At 70.5% G+C, this 21,637-nt stretch carries 23 protein-coding genes; 13 read left to right on the forward strand and 10 right to left on the reverse strand.

Annotated features, from left to right (window positions below; genetic code table 11):
* Positions 1 to 6: 6 nt before the first annotated feature.
* Positions 7 to 591 (reverse strand): DinB family protein, encoded by a 585-nt coding sequence (locus AB5L97_RS07705; RefSeq protein ID WP_369047081.1) that lies wholly within the window; start codon positions 589 to 591, stop codon positions 7 to 9.
* A 94-nt stretch (positions 592 to 685) separates the two neighbouring features.
* On the opposite strand from AB5L97_RS07705, the gene AB5L97_RS07710 reads away from it, so the two are divergent.
* From AB5L97_RS07710 to AB5L97_RS07720, 3 genes are all read left to right on the forward strand, one after another.
* Entirely contained in the window at positions 686 to 1,150 is a 465-nt protein-coding gene (locus AB5L97_RS07710) for a phage tail protein (RefSeq protein ID WP_369047082.1), read from the forward strand.
* 81 nt (positions 1,151 to 1,231) lie between these two features.
* Positions 1,232 to 2,440, forward strand: a complete 1,209-nt coding sequence (locus AB5L97_RS07715) for an NAD(P)/FAD-dependent oxidoreductase (protein ID WP_369047083.1) — start codon at positions 1,232 to 1,234, stop codon at positions 2,438 to 2,440.
* A gap of 26 nt (positions 2,441 to 2,466) precedes the next feature.
* Positions 2,467 to 3,360 (forward strand): RNA polymerase sigma-70 factor, encoded by an 894-nt coding sequence (locus AB5L97_RS07720; RefSeq protein WP_369047084.1) that lies wholly within the window; start codon positions 2,467 to 2,469, stop codon positions 3,358 to 3,360.
* A gap of 52 nt (positions 3,361 to 3,412) precedes the next feature.
* Here AB5L97_RS07720 and AB5L97_RS07725 read toward each other — a convergent pair whose 3' ends face one another.
* Genes AB5L97_RS07725 through AB5L97_RS07755 form a run of 7 tightly spaced genes read right to left on the reverse strand, consistent with a single transcriptional unit; the run spans position 3,413 to position 8,498 of the window.
* Positions 3,413 to 4,072: a 4'-phosphopantetheinyl transferase superfamily protein gene (locus AB5L97_RS07725; RefSeq protein WP_369047085.1), complete on the reverse strand. Its 660-nt coding sequence runs from the start codon at positions 4,070 to 4,072 to the stop codon at positions 3,413 to 3,415.
* Positions 4,056 to 4,730: a hypothetical protein gene (locus tag AB5L97_RS07730; protein WP_369047086.1), complete on the reverse strand. Its 675-nt coding sequence runs from the start codon at positions 4,728 to 4,730 to the stop codon at positions 4,056 to 4,058. The genes AB5L97_RS07725 and AB5L97_RS07730 overlap by 17 nt, the downstream gene beginning before the upstream one ends.
* Positions 4,727 to 5,932, reverse strand: coding sequence for a lysophospholipid acyltransferase family protein (locus tag AB5L97_RS07735; protein ID WP_369047087.1), 1,206 nt, complete (start codon positions 5,930 to 5,932; stop codon positions 4,727 to 4,729). Before AB5L97_RS07735 ends, AB5L97_RS07730 begins: the two co-directional genes overlap by 4 nt.
* Positions 5,929 to 6,579 carry a 3,4-dihydroxy-2-butanone-4-phosphate synthase gene (ribB, locus tag AB5L97_RS07740; RefSeq protein WP_369047088.1) on the reverse strand — a complete coding sequence of 217 codons (651 nt, stop codon included), beginning with the start codon at positions 6,577 to 6,579 and terminating at the stop codon, positions 5,929 to 5,931. The genes AB5L97_RS07735 and ribB overlap by 4 nt, the downstream gene beginning before the upstream one ends.
* A 22-nt stretch (positions 6,580 to 6,601) precedes the next feature.
* Positions 6,602 to 7,489, reverse strand: a complete 888-nt coding sequence (locus AB5L97_RS07745; RefSeq protein WP_369047089.1) for a glycosyltransferase family 2 protein — start codon at positions 7,487 to 7,489, stop codon at positions 6,602 to 6,604.
* Positions 7,486 to 8,247, reverse strand: a complete 762-nt coding sequence (locus tag AB5L97_RS07750; protein WP_369047090.1) for an SDR family NAD(P)-dependent oxidoreductase — start codon at positions 8,245 to 8,247, stop codon at positions 7,486 to 7,488. Before AB5L97_RS07750 ends, AB5L97_RS07745 begins: the two co-directional genes overlap by 4 nt.
* Positions 8,244 to 8,498, reverse strand: a complete 255-nt coding sequence (locus tag AB5L97_RS07755) for an acyl carrier protein (protein WP_369047091.1) — start codon at positions 8,496 to 8,498, stop codon at positions 8,244 to 8,246. The genes AB5L97_RS07750 and AB5L97_RS07755 overlap by 4 nt, the downstream gene beginning before the upstream one ends.
* A gap of 221 nt (positions 8,499 to 8,719) precedes the next feature.
* Between AB5L97_RS07755 and AB5L97_RS07760 the strand changes: the two genes are divergently transcribed.
* Genes AB5L97_RS07760 through AB5L97_RS07780 form a run of 5 tightly spaced genes read left to right on the forward strand, consistent with a single transcriptional unit; the run spans position 8,720 to position 13,684 of the window.
* Positions 8,720 to 9,712: an ABC transporter ATP-binding protein gene (locus AB5L97_RS07760; protein ID WP_307959013.1), complete on the forward strand. Its 993-nt coding sequence runs from the start codon at positions 8,720 to 8,722 to the stop codon at positions 9,710 to 9,712.
* Between the two features lie 28 nt (positions 9,713 to 9,740).
* A complete protein-coding gene (locus tag AB5L97_RS07765; RefSeq protein WP_307959014.1) occupies positions 9,741 to 10,883 on the forward strand; it encodes an ABC transporter permease in 1,143 nt (380 codons plus the stop codon).
* Position 10,884: 1 nt separating this feature from the next.
* Positions 10,885 to 11,358 carry a 3-hydroxyacyl-ACP dehydratase FabZ gene (fabZ, locus tag AB5L97_RS07770; RefSeq protein WP_369047092.1) on the forward strand — a complete coding sequence of 158 codons (474 nt, stop codon included), beginning with the start codon at positions 10,885 to 10,887 and terminating at the stop codon, positions 11,356 to 11,358.
* Positions 11,355 to 12,476 (forward strand): beta-ketoacyl synthase N-terminal-like domain-containing protein, encoded by a 1,122-nt coding sequence (locus tag AB5L97_RS07775; protein ID WP_369047093.1) that lies wholly within the window; start codon positions 11,355 to 11,357, stop codon positions 12,474 to 12,476. Before fabZ ends, AB5L97_RS07775 begins: the two co-directional genes overlap by 4 nt.
* Positions 12,473 to 13,684, forward strand: a complete 1,212-nt coding sequence (locus tag AB5L97_RS07780; protein ID WP_369047094.1) for a beta-ketoacyl-[acyl-carrier-protein] synthase family protein — start codon at positions 12,473 to 12,475, stop codon at positions 13,682 to 13,684. The genes AB5L97_RS07775 and AB5L97_RS07780 overlap by 4 nt, the downstream gene beginning before the upstream one ends.
* A gap of 19 nt (positions 13,685 to 13,703) precedes the next feature.
* Here AB5L97_RS07780 and AB5L97_RS07785 read toward each other — a convergent pair whose 3' ends face one another.
* Both AB5L97_RS07785 and AB5L97_RS07790 read right to left on the reverse strand, forming a co-directional pair.
* On the reverse strand, positions 13,704 to 14,351 hold the full coding sequence (locus tag AB5L97_RS07785) for a response regulator (protein WP_369047095.1): 648 nt from the start codon (positions 14,349 to 14,351) through the stop codon (positions 13,704 to 13,706).
* Positions 14,348 to 16,432, reverse strand: coding sequence for a sensor histidine kinase (locus tag AB5L97_RS07790; protein WP_369047096.1), 2,085 nt, complete (start codon positions 16,430 to 16,432; stop codon positions 14,348 to 14,350). The genes AB5L97_RS07785 and AB5L97_RS07790 overlap by 4 nt, the downstream gene beginning before the upstream one ends.
* 256 nt (positions 16,433 to 16,688) lie before the next feature.
* Here AB5L97_RS07790 and AB5L97_RS07795 point away from each other — a divergent pair, with 256 nt between their 5' ends.
* Genes AB5L97_RS07795 through AB5L97_RS07815 form a run of 5 tightly spaced genes read left to right on the forward strand, consistent with a single transcriptional unit; the run spans position 16,689 to position 21,591 of the window.
* A complete protein-coding gene (locus AB5L97_RS07795; RefSeq protein WP_307959020.1) occupies positions 16,689 to 17,894 on the forward strand; it encodes an argininosuccinate synthase in 1,206 nt (401 codons plus the stop codon).
* 43 nt (positions 17,895 to 17,937) lie between these two features.
* Positions 17,938 to 19,359, forward strand: coding sequence for an argininosuccinate lyase (argH, locus tag AB5L97_RS07800; RefSeq protein ID WP_307959038.1), 1,422 nt, complete (start codon positions 17,938 to 17,940; stop codon positions 19,357 to 19,359).
* Between the two features lie 40 nt (positions 19,360 to 19,399).
* On the forward strand, positions 19,400 to 20,191 hold the full coding sequence (locus AB5L97_RS07805) for a PIG-L deacetylase family protein (RefSeq protein WP_307959021.1): 792 nt from the start codon (positions 19,400 to 19,402) through the stop codon (positions 20,189 to 20,191).
* A 14-nt stretch (positions 20,192 to 20,205) separates the two neighbouring features.
* On the forward strand, positions 20,206 to 20,952 hold the full coding sequence (locus AB5L97_RS07810; protein ID WP_369047097.1) for a maleylpyruvate isomerase family mycothiol-dependent enzyme: 747 nt from the start codon (positions 20,206 to 20,208) through the stop codon (positions 20,950 to 20,952).
* Between the two features lie 3 nt (positions 20,953 to 20,955).
* The gene (locus AB5L97_RS07815; protein WP_307959023.1) at positions 20,956 to 21,591 is read left to right on the forward strand and encodes a DNA-3-methyladenine glycosylase; all 636 of its coding nucleotides are present in this window, start codon (positions 20,956 to 20,958) and stop codon (positions 21,589 to 21,591) included.
* Positions 21,592 to 21,637: the final 46 nt, after the last annotated feature.

Genomic DNA, 21,637 nt, shown 5'->3' on the forward strand with positions numbered 1-21,637 from the left:
ACCCTGTCAGAAGCGATTCGCCAGCTCGGTGAGCTTCTGCACGTAGGCCGGCCAGTCCAGGCTCGGGAGGTTGCCGGTGCCCGCACGGAGCCCGGCCGCGCCGTCGATCGACTCGCGGAGGATGTCGGCGTGCCCAGCATGCCGGGCGAGGTCTGAGAGCACGTGCACCATGACTTGGCCCAAAGTGACCTGCGCCCGCTCCTCGGGCCACCACGGGACGCATCCGACCGTGTCGAGGGGGAGGGTATCGACAGTCGCGTCAGCGAACGCCCAGACCCGCCGGTAGAGGTCGACGATCCCCTCCGCGGTCTCATTCTCGGTCGCGTACCAGTCGGCCTGCGGGTCGGCGTCGGTCTCCTCGTCGGACACGCGTTCCTCGGGCGAGGGCCACGAACGCCCGAAGACGTCCCCGAAGTACCCGATCTCCACGTTCGCCGCGTGCTTGACGATGCCGAGCAGGCTCGTGCCCGTGGGCGTGCGGGGGAGCCGGAGGTCGCGTTCGCTGAGCCCCTCGAGCTTCCACACGAGCGCGTCCCGGGTGCTCTGGAGGTAGCGCCGTAGCGCGTCTTTGGGGTCGCTGGGGCCGGTCATGCCAGCATTCTACGAATTGCCATTCTACAAATCGCCCGGCGATCGATCAGGAATCGAGAAGGCCGCCGGAAACGCCAGACGTAGGCTGGGCAGCATGTCATACACCGTAGATTTCAAGGAGGTCTCGAGGGTCGGTCTCGAGTCGTCCCCCGTCGTGGAGGCCCTCGCAGGACTCCGGGCCAATGAGTCCCGCTACTTCAAGAACAAGTACGACCACGACTTCACCGTTACGCCGGCCAGCGAGGCGCCCGAGACGCTCGAGTGGGTCAACCGGATCCTCGCCGAGGAGCGCAACCTCACGATTGCCTCCCGCCCGCTCGAGGTCACGTCCTTCGAGGTGGACGGCATCAAGATGGCCTACGTGTTCTACGAGTCCGGACTCTCGATCAACGTCATGTACACGCTCGAGGACGGCGGCAAGAGGGCCGTGGGCTTCAAGCTCTCCCAGGGCATGGAGGTCCCCGAGGAACTCGCCGGCACCTTCAAGTTCGCGCGGCAGAAGTCCAAGCTCGCCGGGGAGATCCGCGGCTCGTACTTCGTGATCAAGGGCCAATACTGACCGAGTGTCACACTGCGCGGGCGGGCGGTGTCTTCTGGCCGGAATCCCGATAGGCGGGATCCGGAAACCCCAGGAGGGACTGTGGCTGAGAACACCGGCGCCGCGAACACGCGCGTCGTCGTCATCGGGGGCGGGTACGCCGGCACGATGGCGGCCAACCGGCTGACGCGGCGGGAGGGCGCCGCCGTGACGCTCATCAACCCCCGTCCGCAGTTCGTCGAGCGGATCCGCCTGCACCAGCTTGTAGGCGGGACGCACGACGCCGCCCACGACTTCCGCGACGTCCTCGCCGAGGGCGTCCGGCTGGTTCTCGACTCGGCGTCGCGGATCGACGCCGCCGAGCACGTCGTCCTGCTCGAATCGGGCGGGACAGTCGAGTACGACTACCTCGTGTACGCCGTCGGCAGCTCGGGCGCGCGGCCCACGGTGCCCGGGGCAGCCGATTTCGCCCAGCCGCTCTCGACCCTCGAGGACGCCCGTCGTGCGCGCGCAGCGGTCGACGCCGCACCCGCGGCCGCCGCTGTGACGGTCGTGGGGGCCGGGCCCACCGGTATCGAGACCGCCGCCGAGCTCGCCGAGCGGGGACGCACAGTCACGCTCGTGACCGGCGGAGTCCTGGCCCCGTACTTCCACCCGGGGGCCCGCCGCGCGCTCGCCGCCCGCCTGTCGAGGCTGGGGGTGGAGGTGCTCGACGGCGCCGGCAGTCGGGCTGCCGAGGTGAGCCGCGCCGTCGTGCGCCTCGAGGATGGCCGCGAGGTGCGCAGCGACGTGACCCTCTGGACTGCGGGCTTCGCCGTTCCGGACCTTGCCGTCCGCAGCGGCCTGCGTACGGACGCGGCAGGTCGCCTCCTCACGGACGAGACACTCACGAGCGCGGACAGCCCGCGGATCGTGGCCGCCGGAGACTCGGCCGCGCCCTCGGGCGTGGCGTACAGGATGAGCTGCCAGGCCGCGCTTCCGCTCGGATCGCACGCCGCGGACACCGTGCTCGCGCGGATCGCGGGAGCGACACCGCGCGAGGTCGCCGTCGGGTTCGTCGCCCAATGTGTGAGCACGGGGCGGCGCGCCGGCCTCCTCCAGCTCGCGTCGAGCGACGACCATGCGAAGAAGTCCTTCGTCGGCGGGCGGAGCGGGGCCGCGCTCAAGGAGGCGATCTGCTGGTCGACCTACCAGGGGCTCCTCTTGGAGGCGAAGCACCCGGGGTCGGTCAACTGGGCCTTCATCAGGGACGGCCACCGCGCGGGTCTGCTCGAGGCATCCCACCGTCGGTACGTCGCGCGTACCGCGTAGCGTAGGCGGGGGAGAGGGGAGGAACGATGGGCGACAGCGTCATCGAGGGGGCCACCCTGGCGTTCACGCGCCATCGGAACCTGCTGTTCACGGTCGCCTACGAGATGCTCGGCTCGGCCGCGGACGCCGAGGATGTCCTCCAGGAGACCTGGCTGCGGTGGGTCAAGGCTCATCTTGACGAGGTACGGGACGAGCGGGCGTACCTGGTCCGGATCACCACCCGCCAGGCACTCAACCGACTGCGTACCCTGAGCCGGCGTAGGGAAACCTACGTCGGGCCGTGGCTGCCCGAGCCCCTCCTGACCTCACCGGACGTGGCGGAAGACGTCGAGCTCGCCGAGAGCCTCTCCATGGCCCTCATGCTCGTCCTCGAGACGCTCACCCCGACCGAACGGGCGGTGTTCGTGCTGCGGGAGGTCTTCGACGTCGGCTACGACGAGATCGCAGCCGCCGTCGACAAGAGCCCCGCGGCGGTGCGGCAGATCGCGCACCGGGCCAGGCAGAGCGTCGAGGCCCGGAGGCCCCGCGAGAAGGCTGCCCCGGCAGAGGTCCGGGCGGCGCTTGTGTCCTTCCAGCGCGCCGTGGAGACCGGGGACATCCAAGGGCTGCTCGATGTGCTGGCACCGGACGTGGTCCTCATCTCCGACGGCGGCGGGCTCCGGCAGGCGGCTCTGAGGCCCATCCTCGGGGCCGAGAAGGTGCTCCGGTTCTTCGCCGGGATCATGGCCAAGGCCCCTGGCCCAGTCACCGGCGAGCCCGCACAGGTCAACGGCACGCCCGGCCTGCTCATGTCCGTCGGCGGCGAGGTCGACGGCGTCATGGCGGTCCGCATCGAGGGCTCCCGGGTCACGGCGATCTACTACGTCCGCAACCCCGAGAAGCTCTCGGGCCTGAATCGCAGGACCAGGCTCGCCCGATAGCGCCGTCAGAACGGATCGGCCCGACCGCCCCCTACGCGCCCGGAGAGGCCGGTCACTTCCGGGACGCACCGGCGGTCCACCAGCACAAGGCAACCACGGCGCCGTCGTGCGCTCGAAACTCTGCTGCCAGCGCGCCGTCGCAGCCGAGCCGCTCGTCGAGGACGACCCCGGCCGACCCCACGTCCCAGTTGGTCGCGAGCCTGGCGTCGGGCCAGTCCATCGGCACCCTGAGGACCGGGAAGACGCACTTGTAGACGGCCTCGCGGAGGGCGAAGCAGACAGTTGCGACGTACTCCGCGGGTGCGCCCGGCGGAGCCGCTTGGGCGTCGTCGGGCATGACGACACGTTGCCACAGAGCGGCGTGCCGCGGCCGCACAACCTCGACGTCCACGCCGACGCCGCGCACCCCGGAGCGCGTCCACGCGGCAGCGGCGGCCGCCCACGGCGCGGAATGGGAGATGCTCCCCGCAACGCCGGCCGGCCACACCGGGCAGCCATCTGCATCGGCGCCGATGGGAACGCGCTCGAGGCCCGGGCCACCGAGGAGTCCGAGGGCGGCCCGGGCCGCGGCCCTGCCGTGCTCGTGTTCATTGCTGCGGTGGGGGCGCCCCCGACCGTCTCCGCCGTGGCGCCGCAGCACGGCGATCCGGCCGGGAAAGCCCTCCGAGGCGGCGGCGGTGAAGCCGTCCCCGCCCTCAGCCGCGGCCGACACGGAGTCGTCCGACGGCGCGAGCGCGCCGCAGCGTCGTTGCCCCACCCACTGCGATGAAGAATGCAGTCGCCGCCGCACTCACGCTCCAGACCCCGGCCGGAGTCCACGGCTCGGCGCCGGGCAGGGCAGGGAGATAGGCGTAGCCAAGTGGGGGAGGGCCGGACCAAGGCGGGTACCCGAGGAGCGCGAAGTACACGACGTCCTCCACGAAACACGCGTGGAGCCCGATCACCGCGAGGAAGAGCAGCCGCGCATCGAGCTGGCCCGCGGCGCCGTTCCGGAGCATTGCGAGCGTGCGCTGCGGGACGGCGACACCCCACAGCGCCACCCAGTACGCGATCACCCAGCCCTGACCGTCCTCGAACCGCCAGGGGAGGATCCCGTGGGTGCCGGGAGCCAGATGTTCGCCCATCGCGAGTACGTCCAGGCCCGCGTCGGCGACGAGAAGGGCGATGTTGACGATGGTGAACGACGCCGGCCCTCGCGTCCAGCGCGCCGCGGCGAGGCTCGCGGCGGCCCAGACGACGGCCGCGGGCACAAAGAGGTCCAGCCCGGCCTTCGCGTGCAGTACGAGAACCGAGGCGACCCCGGCCGCGACGAGGAAGGCCCTCGCATGGCCGGGGTCGCCCCGCGGAGCGGCGATGTGCTGGCTGCTCACCGCGCGGCCGCGGAAGGGACCTCGCCGCCGCGGAGTTCCGCGAGCAGCTCCCTGCCGCGTTGGATCCGCAGGCGGTCGGCGGCCGCGGGATCGAGCTGGAGGAACAGCTCGAGCCAACGTGCCGCCTCCTGCGGCCGGCCGGCGTCCCGGAAGACGAGCGCGGTGTGGAGCGCGTTGCGGTGGTCCTGAGTGAGCGAGACCGCCACTCGATGTCCCATGGCTGCAGCGACGCGGTCGCCGCCGAGCCACCCGGGGAGGCGCTCCATGAGCGATGCCCAGACGTGCCACGCGAGAGCATTGCCCGGTAGCCGCCGCACGGACCGCCAGATGAGACGCCTGCTCCGCAGGGCCCACGCGAGCTGCGCGAACGGGTTGCGGGTGAACCCCGCCATCTGCCCCGCGGCCCGGCCCCGCTCGAGGTCCGCATAGTCGCAGCGCACCCCTCGCGTCACGAGCAGCGCACGCCTGAACAGCTCCTCGGCCTCGCCGCTCTGTGCCCGGAACGCGCGCTCCACGAGGGCGTGGGCCGCGGCAGCACGCGAACCCCGGCGGGCGGGCCCGGGGGCCGGGGCGAACTCGGGGGCCACAAACGCCGGCCACTGCCCGGTCTGCCCCGCGATGCGGGCGAATACGCGCAGGATGAACTCCTGGCCCGCGGCCCGCCCCGCCTCGGGGGGAGCCAGCGGGGAGGCCACGTTGACCGCGATCCGACGGCGCCTGCGCGGCCAGCGCGAGCCGACCGGCAGAACCTCGTTGACACCGAAGAGGCCCACCGGGACCACCGGTACTCCGGCCTCGGCGGCGAGCGTCGCGAGACCGCGCCGCGGTGCGCGGAGCCAGCCGTCACGGCTGCGCGTGCCCTCGGCGTACATGACCAGCACGCCGCCGTCCGCGAGGACCTTCCGAGCGGCCTCAAACGCGTCCATGTCCGCCCCGCCCCGCTCCACCGGAATCCCGCCGCCCCGGCGGTTGAACCAGGCCGAAAGCGGAGAGTCGAAGAGCTCGGACTTCGAGAGGAACTTCGGGTACGGAAGGCCGTTGCACAGGAGCCACCACGCGAGGACCACGTGGTCGAAGTAGCTCGTGTGGTTAGCCGTGACGATGAACGGCGCGGCAGGCGGCTTGTCGCCGAGGACTCCGATCACCCGACGGTCCACCCAGGCCTTGAGGACGAGGAGCAGGAGCCTCTTGAGGTAGCTCACTCGGCCACTGCCAACTCGAGCTCGTCGGTGACCCGGGCGAGCCGGGCCTGGACGACGTCTTCGACCGTCACCGTGGTGAGGGAGTGGACGCGGGCGAATTCGGCGAGCTCGGCATCCCGGGCCATGTGCCCGTCGTCCGCGATGATCTCGACGATCACCGCCGCCTTGCGCAGGCCCGCGAGGGCACACAGGTCAGTGGAGGCCTCTGTGTGGCCGCGCCGGGCCAGCACGCCGGCCGGCCGTGCGACGAGCGGGAAGATGTGGCCGGGGCGCCGCAGCGTGTCGGGCGCGAGGTTCTCGTCCAGGATGACGCGGATCGTCTCGGCCCGGTCGAAGGCGGAGATGCCGGTCGTGACCCCGAAGTGGGGGGCGGCGTCGACTGACACCGTGAAGGCCGTCCCCAGATGATCCTCGTTGCGCTGGACCATGGGGGCCAGCTCCTTGGCCTCGGCGATGGACCGATCGACAGCGACGCAGATGAGTCCGCGGGCTTCGCGTGCCATGAAGTTGATCTGCTCCCCGGTCACGAGCTCAGCGGCGGCCACGAGGTCTCCCTCGTTCTCCCGGTCGGCGTCGTCCACGACCAGGATCATGTGGCCGCGGCGGAGATCGTCGAGGGCCCGTTCGAAATTCTCGGCATCAAACATGGTGTGCTCCCTGGAAGTAGTTCTAGCTGAAACTGAGGATGTCCGGAGATGTCCAGTCGACGAATGACTGCTCGTCGAACAATTCCGCAGCGTGTCCGCGCTCGACCGCCATTTCGACATATTTCACGAGGGTCTTGATGCCCTTGCTTTCGGGATGGATCTCGGCGAGCCTCCGGAAATTCTCAAGGCCCTTGGTGAATTTCGCGCCAGAATCCGTGGAGTGCTCGAGGTGGAGGTTCTTCGCCGCGGTGGTGAGGCGGATGCCGACGCCTGCGAGCTGCGCGCGGTAACCGAATTCCGTGTCCTCGGCGCCCCAGCGGGTGCCGAAGGATTCGTCGAACCCGCCGACCTGCTCGAACGACGAGCGGCGCAGCGCGAGGTTGCTCGTGCAGGTCTGGAGGAAGCGGTAGTGGTGGTCGGGGCTCGCGGCGAGAGCGTCGAGCGTCCACTTCTCGGCCACGGTCATCCGGGCGCTCGACCAGACCTCGGCATAGAGTGCAGCGTCGGCGCGCCGACCGAGGAAGGAGGGCACGACGTCGACCGGTACCGCCCAGCGCTCCCCGCGGGAGAGGACGTCCCCCGCCGCGCACGCCTCGACATGGCGGGCGACGAAGCCCGGGGCGGGCACCATGTCGTCATCGTTGAAGATCAGGACATCGCCGCGGGCCGCGGCGGCGGCGCGGTTCCGTGCCGCGCCGGCCCCGCCCCGAGGGCCCGACACGTACACCAGCCGGTAGGGGACCTCGGCCTCCAGTGAGGCGAGGGCCTCCGCTGTGCCGTCCGTCGAGCCGTCGTCGCACACGACGACCTCAAAGTCGGGGACAGCCTGGTGCGCGAAGGCCTCGAGCATGAGCACGAGGCGCTCTCGCTTGTTGTGGGTTGGAACGATCACGGAGGCCTGAGGAGTCATGCCGACGTCCCCCCGTCCACCGTGACGACCGTCCCATGGAGGTACTCGGCGTTCTCGCCCGCGAGGAAGCCCACGACACGGGCCACCTCCTCGGCGGTCGCGAAGCGGCCCAGCGGGACCTGATCGGTGAAGGCCTTGCGCGTCGTCTCGTCGAAGTCCTCGATCATGGGGGTCTCGACGAATCCCGGCGCCACAGCATTGACCCGGATCCCGAACCGCCCGACTTCGACCGCGAAGGACTTCGTGAGCGAGACGATGGCGGCCTTGGTGCTCGCGTAGACGCTCCGGCCGGGGGAGTTGACCGTTGCGGCGATCGACGCGACGTTGATGATCCGTCCTCGGCGGTGGTACGCCATATCGCGGGCCAGGACGCGCATGGCGATCCACGGCGCCGTGACGTTGACTTGGTACTGCCGCGCGAAGCGCTCGGTGTCCACGTCGATGCACAGCGCATCGTCGCTGACTCCGGCCGCGTTGACGAGTAGGTCGATCGGCTCGCTCTCGACGAGCGATCCGAGAGTTGCCTCCCAAGCGGCCGAGTCGGTGAGGTCGGCCCGTATGGTACGCACGCTCGCTCCCACACCTTCGAGCTCACGCTCGAGGTCGCGGGCGGCGTCGGCCTGGCTCCCGTAGGTGAAGATGATCCGCTCGCACGAAGGCGCGAGCTCCCGGATGACGGCGGCGCCGATCCCGCCCGTGCCGCCCACGACGAGCGCCGTGCGTGGTGGCCCGAGCGGGGCGGCCGGGCGGCGCGTCACTTGACGCCGGCGAGAGACTGCTCGCTGCAGAAGTCGAAGAGCGACTGCAGGGACTCGAACGCGGCGGTGTCATTCTGGGTGATCTTGACCCGGTACGTCCGCTCGATGCCGATGGCTACCTCGAGAAGGTCAACCGAATCGAGGCCAAGGTCATTCTGGAGCGAATCCTCGGGCTGGATATCGCCCGGTTCCATATCCAGGCCGAGTCGGGAGATCATGAGGTCCTTGAGGCCGTCGATCGTGATTTCCATGATGAATTTCGCCTTTCCCGCTAATCCGTCGGGACGCTGTTCTGTCGGGGAGTTCCGCGAGGAGTTGTCCGCGGTGCGCTCTGGACTCTACCCACGGTCCCGACTGATGGTCACCCCGCAGAAACACCGGGTTCTGACCTGCAGTTTCTGCGGTGCCGCGGCGTGTTTGCCCGCGGATACCGTGAGTCGACAACGTGCAGTTCCAATACGAGAGGGAACCAGTGACAACTGTTGAGGAAGCCGCTCCCCGCCATGCGGCCCGGGACGAGGCCCTCGCGGCGCTCGAGCTCGCGGGCGTCGTCAAGAGTTTCGGCTCCCAGCGGGCCGTCGACGCGATTTCGTGGTCCGTGCGCCGTGGCGACTTCGTCGGCCTGCTCGGCCCGAACGGCGCCGGCAAGACGACCCTGATCTCGATGATCTCCGGGCTCGTGAAGATCGACGAGGGCAAATGCCGCGTGTTCGGGATCGACACGGCCAAGGATCTCGGGAAGGTCAAACGAGTGCTCGGCGTCGTGCCACAGGACCTCGCCATCTACCCGGAGTTGAGCGCCCGGGACAACCTTCGCTTCTTCGGGGCGATGTACGGCCTCGGGGGCGCCGAACTCAAGGACCGGACCGAGGACGCGCTGCGGCGCGTCGGTCTCGAAGACCGTGCGGTGCGCCCCGCCGCCGGAAAGTTCAGCGGGGGCCAGAAGCGCCGGTTGAACATCGCGGCGGCTCTCCTGCACCGGCCCGAGATCCTCATTCTCGACGAGCCGACCGTCGGCATCGACCCTCAGTCGCGCAACTTCGTCTTCGAAACCCTCCGCGAGCTCAACCGGGAGGGCATGACCATCGTCTACGTCACGCACTACATGGAAGAGGTCGAGGCCCTCTGCCGCACCGTGGCGATCGTGGACCACGGCCGCCTCATCGAGGAGGGGCCGCTCGAGCGGGTGCTCGAGCGGCACGGTTCCTCCCTCGTGCGCCTCGGCCTGAGCGCCGAGGAGCGGCAGCTCGCCGTCGAACTCCTCGAGCAGCACCCGGAGGTCTCCCACCGCGTTCTTGAGGACGGCGACCTCCAGATCGCGGCGAAGGCGCTGCCCGACGCGGTGGCCCTGGTGACGCGAATCCTCACCGACATCGCCCCGAGCCCCGAGACCTGCAAGATCCTCCCCCCGTCCCTCGAGACGGTCTTCATCGAGCTGACCGGCAATCAGCTCCGCGACTCCTGACCTGGCCCGAGACGAAAGGCACTCTGACGTGAAAACCCTTCACGTGTTCTGGAAGGACCTCCTGATCCTCTCCAAGGACCGCGGCACCTACATCAACCTCTTTGTCCTGCCCCTCATGTTCAGCGTCGTGCTGACGATCGCCCTCGGGGGCGCGTTCGGCGGCGGGGCCTCGAGCTCTCCCGTGACCATCCCCGTCACGGCGTCCGGCGCCCAGGCCGAGGCCGTCGCGAAGGACATCACCTCTATCCCCGGGATCACCTGGCAGGAGGCCGGGGTCGACGACGCGAAGTCCGCTGTGGACCAGGGCAAGTCGATCGGGGCCGTCCTCATCGCCCCCGACGGCGCCTCCCTCGACTTCTACGAGGACCCGTCCCAGGCGAACAATGCGCAGCTGCTGTTCGGACAGATCTCGGCCGCGCTCGCCGCCAAGCACGCGGCGACCCAGGCCTCCGAGCTCGGGGCCGTCGCGGCGTCGGGCAGCCAGACGGAGCAGGTCAAGGCGGCCACGATCGCCGCGCAGCCGCAGGTCACGCTCACCACGAGCCAGTCGGGCAACCGCAGCACCGATGTCAAGCCGACGGCCGCGCAGCAGTACATCCCCGGCTTCACGGTTGCGTTCCTGTTCTTCATTGCTTCGACGATCGCGCAGTACATCTTCATGGAGCGCGACCGCGGCACCCTCCGCCGCCTGCTTGTCAGCCCGGTGGGCCGCGCGTCGATCCTCGCCGGCAAGCTGCTTCCGACGGTCGTCATCGGCTTCGTCCAGGTTGTCGTGATCTTCACCGTCGGCCGGCTCCTGTTCGGCATGACTCTGGGAGACCCGGTGGCGCTTCTCCTCGTCACGTGCGCCGCGGTCGCTGCGGCCAACGGCTTCGGGCTCATGATCACCTCGCTGAGCAAGACCCAGGCCCAAGCCACCGGCATGGCCACGCTGCTCGTCTTCACCCTCGCGACGGTTGCGGGATGCTACGTCCCCCTCTCGTTCATGCCGGGATTCATGCAGGGCATAGCCCTAGCCACACCGCAGGGCTGGGCCATGCAGGCCTACCAGAACATCATCATGAAGGGGTCTGACATTGCCCAGGTCCTCCCCGCCGTAGGCGCGCTCGCCGCCTTCGCGGTGGTCTTCTTCGGGATCGGCCTCTTCCGCTTCAAGTTCGAGGAGCGCTGACGTGAGCGAGGCCCTCATCAGCGCCAGGACGACTCAGACGATCGCCCACTTCTACCCCCATCGCCACCCGTTCCTCCTCGTGGACCGGATCGAGGAGGCCGGCCCGGACCAGGCCGTCGGCATCAAAGCCGTCACGGCGACCGAGCCGTGGTTCACGGGGCACTTCCCGGAGCGTCCCGTGCTGCCGGGCGTCATCCTCCTCGAGGCCATGGCCCAGGTCGGGCGCTTCCTCAAACCGCTCGACCGCGAGCTCCTCTCGTCACGGCTCGCGCGGATCGACGCGGTCAAGTTCCTTCGCGAGGCGGTGCCGGGCGACGTCTTGCGCATGGTGGCCACGTCCGAGGGTGAGCTCGGGGATGTCAGCAAGTACAAGGTCGTCGCGAGTGTCGACGACGAACCGTGTGCGTCGGCCCAGTTCACGGTGCACTCCGTCCTGGCCCCGGCGGCCGGTACCCCTGCGGGGGCCCGCGCATGAGCGTCGTCGTCACCGGCTACGGGCTCTGCACGGGAGTCCGCTCGGATCTCGCAGGCGTGCTCGGCGGAACCCTCGAGCCGCCGGCCGAGGTCTCGGCGGGCGCTGGGCTCCCCGTCCGCCGCGTTGACGACGCCGAGACTGCTCCGTGGGTGCCCAGGCGGCTGGCCCGCAAGATGGACAGGATCAGCCGGATCACGACCGCGGCCGTCGGCCAGGCGATCCAGCACGCGCGCCTCGACGAGCCCGATCTCGTGAGGGGTACCGGGCTCGTGCTCTCGACCGCGTTCGGCTCGGCTGGCGTGGTCAGCAGGGTCCTCGCCGACGTGCTCTCGGACGACCCCGTCATCTCGCCGCTCCTGTTCCCCAACGTCGTGGCCAATGCGGCGGCGGGCCAGGCCTCGATCGCGTTCGGGCTGCGGGGACCGAACTCCGTCCTCGGCGGCGTGGGCGGGCTCATGTACGCCTTCGACATGCTCGCCTCGGGCCGAGCGGAACGCCTCCTAGTCGGCGGCTTCGACGAGATGACGGATGTCTACGAGCGCGCGCTCGCGGCCACCGGCTTCTCCGTGCCCGTGCGCGCGATCGGTGAGGGGGCCGCCGTCGTGGTCCTCGAGACGGACGACGCCGCACGGGGCCGTGGCGCTGAGCCGCTCGCCGAACTGGTCGCTGCCTCGGTGGCCTCTGACCTCGAGTTCACGCTCGACGGCGCGTCTGCCTACGCGGGCGACGGCATGGCACGCTCGCTTGCCGCGGTCGCGGCCCAGGCCCCCGTGCCGGAGCTGTTCCTCGGTTCCGGCTGGCCGGACACGCTCCTGCGGGATTCCGAGGAGCGGTATGTCCGTCGCGCCATCGTGGACGCCGCGCAGTGGCCCAAGGACGCGACGGGCGAGATGTTCGCATGCTCGGCAGCCCTCAACGCGGTCCTCGCGGCGGCCGCGATCTCGGGGGGCCCTGACGCGGGCAGGCCGGCGCCACGCTCAGTGGTCGTCACGGCGCATGACAGCTCGCGGGGACAATCCGAGGCGGCCTACTTCCGCGCTCCGGCAGCCGCTGGGGCCGTCGGTGGCGGCGAAAACGCCGGCAACCGAGCAGTTCAACCGTCAGGGAGGGTCGCATGAGACGAGTCGTCATCACAGGGGTGGGGTGCGTGTCCCCCTTCGGGGCTGGCGTCGAGGCGTTGCGCGAGGGGATCCTCTCGTCGCGGACCGTCTTCGCTCCCGTGCGTAAGTTCGACGGATCGCAGTACGGCATCGACGCTGCGGCGGAGATCCCGGAGGACGTCGACCTGAGCGGAGTCGACGGCAGTCGCCCGTCGCAGCTGATCCAGCTGGCCGCCGAGGAGGCGCTGCGGGACGCGCGGCTCGGGGCGCGCGATCTCGCGGACGCGGCGGTGGTGCTCGGCACCACGCTCGGCTCGGACGAGATCAGCTCGGCCCTGTGGCACGAGACCCAGGGACTCGAGCCGGATTACGTGGCCGTGATGGGCTCGATGGCCGAGTGCGGGGGTCGTGCGCTCGTGGACCGCTGGAGGATCGGCGGGCCATGCCTCACGGTCATCACCGCTTGTGCCGCGGGCACCAACGCGATCGGCCTTGGGCTCGACCTGATCCGCATCGGCCGTGCGGACCGGGTCGTCGTCGGGGGGCTCGACACGCTCACGCAGCTCATCTATGGCGGCTTCGCGAGCATCGGTGCGCTCGGGACCGTGTGCCTGCCGTTCGCCGAGGCGGGACGCCGCCAGGGCACGGTGCTCGGCGAGAACGCTGCAGTCCTCGTCCTGGAGTCGGCCGAATCGGCTGCCCAGCGCGGTGCCGAGCCGTACGCGGAGGTCCTCGGCTACGGTCTGTCCAACGACGCGCACCACATGACCGCACCCGAGCCCGAGGGCCTCGGGGCCACGCTCGCCATGCAGCGCTGCCTCGAGCACGCGGGCCTGACTCCCGACGACGTGGACTACGTCAACGCGCATGGGACCGGCACGCGGCTCAACGACCCTGTCGAGGTCGCGGCGCTCCGCCGCGTGTTCGGCGAGCGGCTCGCGCAGGTACCCGTGAGCTCGCTCAAGTCCCAGATCGGCCACGGACTCAGCAGCGGCGGCGCCATCGAGGCGATCGCCACGGTCCTCGCGCTCAAGGAGCGCTTCCTGCCGCCGACGGCGCACGCGGAGCCGACGCTCGATGCTGCCCTCGACTTCGTGCGGGAGCCCCGGCCGACCTCCGGAGTCCGGACGGCGATGTCGAACTCGTTCGCGTTCGGGGGGCACAACGCGAGCGTCGCCTTCTCCGTGTGGGACAAAGGGCCCTCAACGGCTCCCGCGCCCGCCTGAGCGGCGGCGCGGCAAACCGTCAGTCGTTGAGCCAGCCGAGTTCCCGGGCGCGGGCCACCGCCTGCGTCCGGGAGCTCGCCTGCATCTTGGCGAGAAGGTTTCCGACGTGGAAATGCACGGTGCGCTCGCTGACCACGAGGGTCGCCGCGATCTCCTTGTTGCTGAGGCCGTCGCCGATGTGCCGGAGCACCTCGAGTTCGCGGCGCGTGGGGGCGGGGATGCCTGGTCCCCGTCCGCGCTCGGCCATGACCTCGGGAGTGAATGAGAGGCGCCCCGCCCGCACCGTCAGAATCGCGTCCCGCAGTTCGGCCCGTGTGCAGGCCTTGGAGAGGTAGCCGTGGGCCCCGATCTGGAAGGCAGTGCGCTGGTACTGGACTTCGTCGTGGCCGCTGAGCATGAGGACCTTGACCTCGGATCCTCCGGCGACGAGCGCCTTCGCGAGGGCGAATCCGTTCTCACCGGGGAGGCTGACGTCGAGGATCGCCACGTCGGGGGCGGCCCCTTCAAGGAGCTGCGTGGCGTCCTCCGACGTGGTGGCGGTTCCGGCGAGCGTGAGCCCCGGCTCCGCCTCGATCAGCTGGGCGATGCCCGCGAGGAAGAGCGGATGGTCGTCGACGAGCACAATCCGCAGGGGCGCACAGGAACCTCGAGCAGGTGCAGCCGTCATGCGCTGGCCTCCGGTGCCGGGCGTCGTGCTTCCATGGTTTCCCCTCTCGTGTACGGAATGCTGACGCGGACGTCGGTGCCGCCGCCATCGCGCCGGGCGATGCTCGTGGTCCCGTCGAGTTCGCGGATGCGCTCGAACATCCCCGCGAGGCCGAGGTGGCCTTCTTCGGTCAGCGCCAGGAGGTCGCCTGCCTCGGCGGCGAAACCGCGGCCGTCGTCCCTGACGGTGAACCAGACGCGATCGCAGCCGAACTCGAGCTCGAGCTCGACCTCGTCGGCCTGTGCGTGCCGGAGCACGTTGGAGAGCGCTTCGCTGGCGACCCGGTACAGCGTGCTCGAGAGGTGGCCGCCGGACGGGAGGGCGTCGGGTTCGCCCTTGACGGCGAGGCCCGCGTGGAGCCCGAACGTCGTGCGGTACCGGGCCACGAGGGCCTCAAGCGCGAGCGGGAGGGAGAGCTGGTCGAGCATGGGAGGCCGCAGATCCTCGCACACCTGGCGGAGCTCGAACGCGATGTCGCGCCCCAGATCCGCGATCTGGTCGAGGTGCGGCTGGTCGACGTGCGGCTGGGCGCCGGCACCCGCGGCGCCCGTGCGTGAGGACCCCTCGGCGACCCGCACGAGGTGGAAGAGGGACTGGAGCGCGCCGTCGTGGAGGTCCCGCGAGAGCCGTGCGCGCGTGCGCTCCTCGCTTTCGGCGAGGCGCCGATGGAGGATCCGCGTGGTGACCTCGGCGTCCTCGAGGCCGCGGATCCGCTGGTCGAGGGAATCGATGAGCCGGTAGTTCTCGAGCACGATCCCGGCTTGGTAGGCCATGGTTCGCAGGAGGTCCTCGTCCACTGCGCGGAGGCGGGCGTTGCGGTTTCGAAGGGCGACGACGAGCTGGCCCCCGTCGCTGCCGGGCACGCCGAGGGTGAACCGCCTCAGGCCCGCGGACTCCTGCTCGCCCACGTGGACCGACACCTCGGCGGCCAGCGGGTCGGTCGCGTAGACGAGGACGCGCGCGGCACCGGCCCCGGCATAGATTGCGCACCACGAGAGGTTGAGCGCCTCCATGATCTCCGAGCACAGGTACGCGCCGAGGTCCTCGGCATAGCGGAAGCCCGGGGCCGCCGTGGCGAGGTGGCTCAGGACCGTGCGGTAGTCGTACCCGTCGCGGTAGAACCAGCGGTCGATGGCGCGGTGCACGTAACGGACCGTGGGCACGAAGAGGATCGAGATACCGGCGATGGCGACCGCCGCGGCAAGCCCGCGGAGATGCAGCCCGCGGGAGAGCGCCGCGAGCGCGGCCGCGTAGGCACCGGCGGTAGTCCCCGTCAGGAGCACATAGACCAGCTCGCGGCGCAGCCTCAGGTCCACGAACTTGCCCCGCAGCGCGGACAGCGAGACCGTGAGCGGAAGGGGGATGCTCGAGAGGACCCACAGCCAGGCGAAAGGTGCGCCCGGGTCAGGCGGGCCGAAGAGTGCAAGGGCGGACGCCTGGAGCGCGCCGGCCGCGAGGATCATGAGGAGCCCGGCGCGCGCGTCGCGGTCGCGGGCGGTGCTTGCGAGCCAGACGAGGGTTGCTGCCGCCGCCAGGACCGCAGCGAGGAAGACACCCTCGCTCGCGAGCCGGATGACCTCGTCGTCGAGGCGCACGGCAGGGCCGACGATCAGGAAGGCCTCCGTGAATACGGCGACCACGTCGAACGCGCGCACGATCGCCCTGCGCGACGGCGCCCTGGCGACGACTTCGAAGAACGAGCGCACGAGCAGCGTGGGGAGGACGCCGGCCGCAGCGCGCGCGATCCCGACCGTCCAGACGACCCCGGCGTCCTCCGAGAACAGCACCGAGTAGACGAGCACCAGACCGACCACATTGAGTGCAAGGCAGCCAAGCGATTCGTGGAGCCTCGAGTAGAGGTATACGGAAGCTCCGGCCACGAGGAACACGGCGCCGACGACCCCCACAGCAAGACGCAGGAGCCACGGCGAGTCCACGGGGAGCGCAACCTCTGCGAGCACGACGACCGCGACCACGACCGCCGTCGCGGCGTGGAAGACCCTGGTCTTGACCGCTCCGTCCGCCCGCGCTGTTCCCGGCATCGCACCTCCGCCTGCAGAACGGGAGTTCCCCCTCTGCCACGCCGCACAGTAGCAAACCGCGAATAACAAACGTGCTTGGGTTACGGCCGACGGGCCCTGAGAAGCGATGTCGGCGGCCGCGACGGCGCATGGCAGGGGTACGATGTGAGGCTCGCCGATGCGGTGGATCGGCATTGCATATCTATGTAGACTGATGCATAACAATACGACCTGTTCGTGCCCCTGCTCTGCTGTGGATGTCTTGAAGGAGAACACCATGAAGGATCGCATCGTCCTCGCCTATTCGGGCGGCCTGGACACGTCCGTCGCCATCGGCTGGATCGCCGACGCTACCGGCGCCGAGGTCGTCGCCGTCGCCGTCGACGTCGGGCAGGGCGGCGAGGACATGGAGACCATCCGCCAGCGTGCGCTCGGGTGCGGCGCCGTCGAGGCCTATGTCGCGGACGCACGCGACGAGTTCGCTGACGAGTACTGCATGCCCACCCTCAAGGCCAACGCGCTCTACCAGGGGCACTACCCGCTCGTCTCCGCGATCTCCCGCCCGGTGATCGTCAAGCACCTCGTCAAGGCGGCCCGCGAGTTCGGCGGGACCACCGTGGCGCACGGCTGCACGGGCAAGGGCAACGACCAGGTCCGCTTCGAGGTCGGCATCCAGACCCTCGGCCCTGACCTCAAGTGCATCGCCCCGGTCCGCGACCTCGCGCTCACGCGCGACAAGGCCATCGCCTACGCGGAGGAGAAGCACCTCCCGATCGTCACGACCAAGAAGAACCCCTACTCGATCGACCAGAACGTGTGGGGCCGCGCCGTCGAGACGGGCTACCTCGAGGACATCTGGAACGCCCCGACCAAGGACATCTACGACTACACGGCGACCCCGGAGTTCCCTCCGGCGCCGGACGAAGTGACGATCACCTTCAAGGAGGGTGTCCCCGTGGCCCTCGACGGCGTCGCGAAGACCCCGCTGCAGGTCATCCAGGAGCTCAACCGCCGCGCCGGCGCCCAGGGCGTGGGCCGCATCGACGTCGTCGAGGACCGCCTCGTCGGCATCAAGAGCCGCGAGATCTACGAGGCCCCGGGCGCCATGGCGCTCATCACCGCGCACAAGCACCTCGAAGACGTCACGATCGAACGTGAGCACGCCCGCTTCAAGGCCATGGTGGGCCAGCGCTGGAGCGAGCTCGTCTACGACGGCCAGTGGTTCTCCCCGCTCAAGCGTGCCCTGGACGTGTTCATCGAGGATTCCCAGAAGTACGTCTCGGGCGATATCCGGATGGTCCTGCACGGCGGCAGCGCAGTCGTCAACGGCCGCCGCTCGGATACGTCGCTCTACGACTTCAGCCTCGCGACCTACGACACGGGCGACACGTTCGACCAGTCCAGCGCCAAGGGCTTCATCGACCTCTGGGGCATGTCGTCCAAGGTCGCCTCGGGCCGTGACCAGCGCGTGAACGGTGGCTGAGCGCAGCGGCGCGGGGTCGAGGCCCGGTGAGGCTCCGACTGCGCTGAACCAGCCGTCGTCCACCAACGAGGGCGCGCTCTGGGGCGGCCGCTTCGCCGGGGGACCGGCGGACGCGCTCGCCGCGCTGAGCAAGTCGACCCACTTCGACTGGCGCCTGGCCCGCTACGACATCGCAGGCTCGCGCGCCCACGCGCGCGTCCTGCACGGTGCTGGCCTGCTCGACGACGCCGAGCTCGCCGGGATGCTCGACGCGCTCGACCGCCTCGACGCGGACGTCGCCTCCGGCGCCTATGTCGCGGCGGAGTCCGACGAGGACGTGCACGGCTCCCTCGAGCGCGGCCTGATCGAGCGCGCGGGGGCGCATCTGGGCGGCAAGCTCCGCGCCGGCCGTTCGCGCAACGACCAGGTCGCGACCCTGGGGCGCATGTTCCTGAGGGACCACGCGCGCCTCATCGCCCGCGGTGTCCTCGCGACGGTCGACGCGCTCGTGGCCCAAGCCGAGGCGCATCCGAACGCGGCCATGCCGGGGCGGACGCACCTCCAGCATGCCCAGCCCGTGCTGCTCAGCCACCACCTGCTCGCCCACGCGTGGGCCCTGACGCGGGACGTCCAGCGGCTCGCTGACTGGGACAAGCGCGCGGCGGTCTCTCCCTATGGCTCGGGCGCGCTCGCGGGCTCGTCCCTCGGACTCGATCCAGAGGCCGTCGCGGCGGACCTCGGTTTCGACTCGGCCGTGCACAACTCGATCGACGGCACCGCCTCGCGCGACGTCTTCGCCGAGTTCGCGTGGGTCGCGGCGATGATCGGCGTCGACCTCTCCCGCGTCTCGGAAGAGGTCATCCTGTGGGCCACGAAGGAGTTCTCCTTCGTGGCACTTGACGACGCCTATTCGACCGGCTCGAGCATCATGCCGCAGAAGAAGAACCCGGACGTCGCGGAGCTCGCGCGCGGCAAGGCGGGCCGCCTCATCGGCGACCTCACCGGTCTCCTCGCGACGCTCAAGGGCCTCCCGCTCGCGTACAACCGCGACCTGCAGGAGGACAAGGAGCCGGTCTTCGACGCGGCGGACACCCTCGAGCTCCTGCTCCCGGCTGTCTCGGGCATGATCGCGACGCTCACGTTCAATACCGAGCGGATGGCGGCCCTCGCCCCGCAGGGCTTCGCCCTCGCGACCGACATCGCCGAGTGGCTCGTCCGCCAGGGAGTGCCATTCCGCGAGGCCCACGAGCTCTCGGGTGCCGCGGTGAAGCAGGCCGAGTCCCGTGGCGTCGAGCTCTGGGACCTCACCGACGAGGAGTACGCGGCGATCAGCCCCGCGCTCACGCCCGAGGTCCGCAGCGTGCTGTCCACGGAGGGCTCGCTCGCGAGCCGCGACGCGCAGGGCGGCACCGCGCCGTCCGCCGTCGCCCGCCAGTTGGCAGCGCTCAAGGCGCAGCTCGAGGACGCCCGGGGCTTCGCGGGCTGAGTCCTTCCCGCTGGGGTGCGTGGGGGAGCATGATCGATGTGTGCTTCCCCAGCGCACGCTCATGCTCGTCGTCGCCCACCCCGACGACGACAGCTTCGGTGTCGCCGGCTCCGTCGCCCTCCACGGCGATGAGCCGGCGTTCCGCTTTGTGCTCGTCCTCGCGACCGACGGGTCCGCCGGCCAGATCGCGCCGGGTGTCGCCGCGACGCCCGAGACGCTCGGATCCGTACGCCGGGCCGAGGACCACCTGGCGTGGGTCGCCCACGGGCGTGTCCCGGACCGCCGCGAGTGGCTCGACTACGACGACGGCCGCGTCGCCGACGTCGGCCATCCCGAGCTCACGGGCCGCATCCTCGAGATCATGGCCGAGGAGCGCCCGGACGTCGTGTGCACCTTCGGCCCCGACGGGCTCACGGGCCACCCCGACCACATCGCGGTGGGCCGCGCGACCGATGCCGCGTTCGCGGCCCTGGCAGGAAACGGTGCTGGGTGCCGCAGGCTCCTCCACTGGGGCATGAAGCTGTCCACATGGGAGTCCATCAACCGGGCGCGGGCGCGGGCCGGGATACCGCCATGGGACCCGACGCAGGTGTACCACTTCCGGGGCATCGCGGACGAGCTCATCGACATGCGCGTCGATACACGCACGGTCGCCGGCCGCGTTGTCGACGGGATCGAACAGCACCGGAGCCAGCGGCTGGCGCTCTTCCAAGAGCACATGACCCGCGAGGCATGGCTGTCCGCGGCGTCCCGTGAGTACTTCGTCCAGGCCTGGCCGCCCCGGGAGCGCGGACTCCCGCTCCTGACCGACCTCTTCGAGGGGCTTGATTAGCTACGCTGAATCCCATGGGAACCGACGCCGCTGGGCAGACCGACGAACAGCTCCTCGAAGCGCTCCGCGGCGCGGCCGAGGGCATCCACAGCGAGCTGGCCCGGCTCAGCGACGAGTCCGTCGCGACTCCGTCCGAGCTGGCCGGCTGGACCCGCGGCCACGTGTTCGCGCACGTCGAGGGGATCGCCTCCGCCCTTGCACGCCAGGCCGAGCTCGCCCGCCGCCGCGAGCAGGCGGACCTGTACGACGGTGGCATGCCCGCCCGCGATGCGGCCATCGAGGCCCATGCAGGGGGCGCCGCGGTCACCCACCGCGAGCGAGCCGGCGCCGCCGTCGACCGGTCCGTCGCGGCCTTCGCGGACCTCGAACCGGCCGACTGGGACGCGCCGGTGAGGTTCCGCCGTGGAGTGGCACGGGACGCCGCGCTGGCGCTGTGGCGCGAGCTCGTCATCCACCGCAGCGATCTCGGCACGGGCTGCACCCAGCAGGAGTGGTCTGACGCGTTCTGCCGGCACCTTGTGGGCTTCCTCGAGCCGCGCGTGCCCGAGGCGCGGGAATTCGTCCTGCGCCCGGCGTCCGGGGAGGAGATACGCCTCGGGGGCGGCAGCGACGCCGTCGTGCTCGAGGGTCGACTCCAAGACCTCGCGGCGTGGCTCGCCGGTCGGCCCGTCTCGCACGGCGCCGTCCGCGCCGAGCAGGACGGCGAGGCGGTGCCCCTGCCCGGGATCGGGCCCTGGCCGTCTGCCATGGCCATCCAGTAGAGCATGGATTTCGAAACCCTCGTCCGATGGCTCCTGCGCGACCCAGTCGCCGTGGCACCGGACCTCCTCGGCGCCGTTCTCACGCATACGACGCCGGAGGGCACCGTGGGCGTTCGACTCACCGAGGTCGAGGCGTACCGCGGGCACCGCGACTCGGACCACCCCGACCCGGGCTCGCACTCCTACAACGGCCGCACGCCGCGCAACGAGGTGATGTGGGGTCCGCCGGGCCACCTCTATGTCTACTTCACGTACGGCATGCACTTCTGCGCCAATGTGGTCTGCGGCCCGGCGGGGAGCTCGTCGGGGTGCCTCCTGCGTGCCGGGGAGATCGTGGAGGGCATCGATCTCGCGCGCTCCCGCCGTTCGGCGGCTCGCAGGGACGCCGACCTTGCCCGGGGCCCAGCGCGCCTCGCGCAGGCGCTGTCGATCGGCCGCGACGACAACGGGGCGACACTCGACGGCGCGTCCTTCCGCCTTGAACCACCGGCCCACCGGGCCGCCGGGGTGCTGTCAGGCCCCCGGGTGGGTGTGGCGGGTGAGGGAGGCTCGGCGGACTATCTCTGGCGCTTCTGGCTCCCGGGCGAGCCGAGCGTCTCGACATACCGCGCAGCCAAGCCGCGCCCCGCCCGCGGGTAGGCATCACAGGCGTTGCCTTGTCAGGTCGGCGGGGTGTGGGCGGTGG

Source organism: Sinomonas sp. P10A9 (assembly GCF_041022165.1).
Taxonomy (GTDB): Bacteria; Actinomycetota; Actinomycetes; order Actinomycetales; family Micrococcaceae; genus Sinomonas; species Sinomonas puerhi.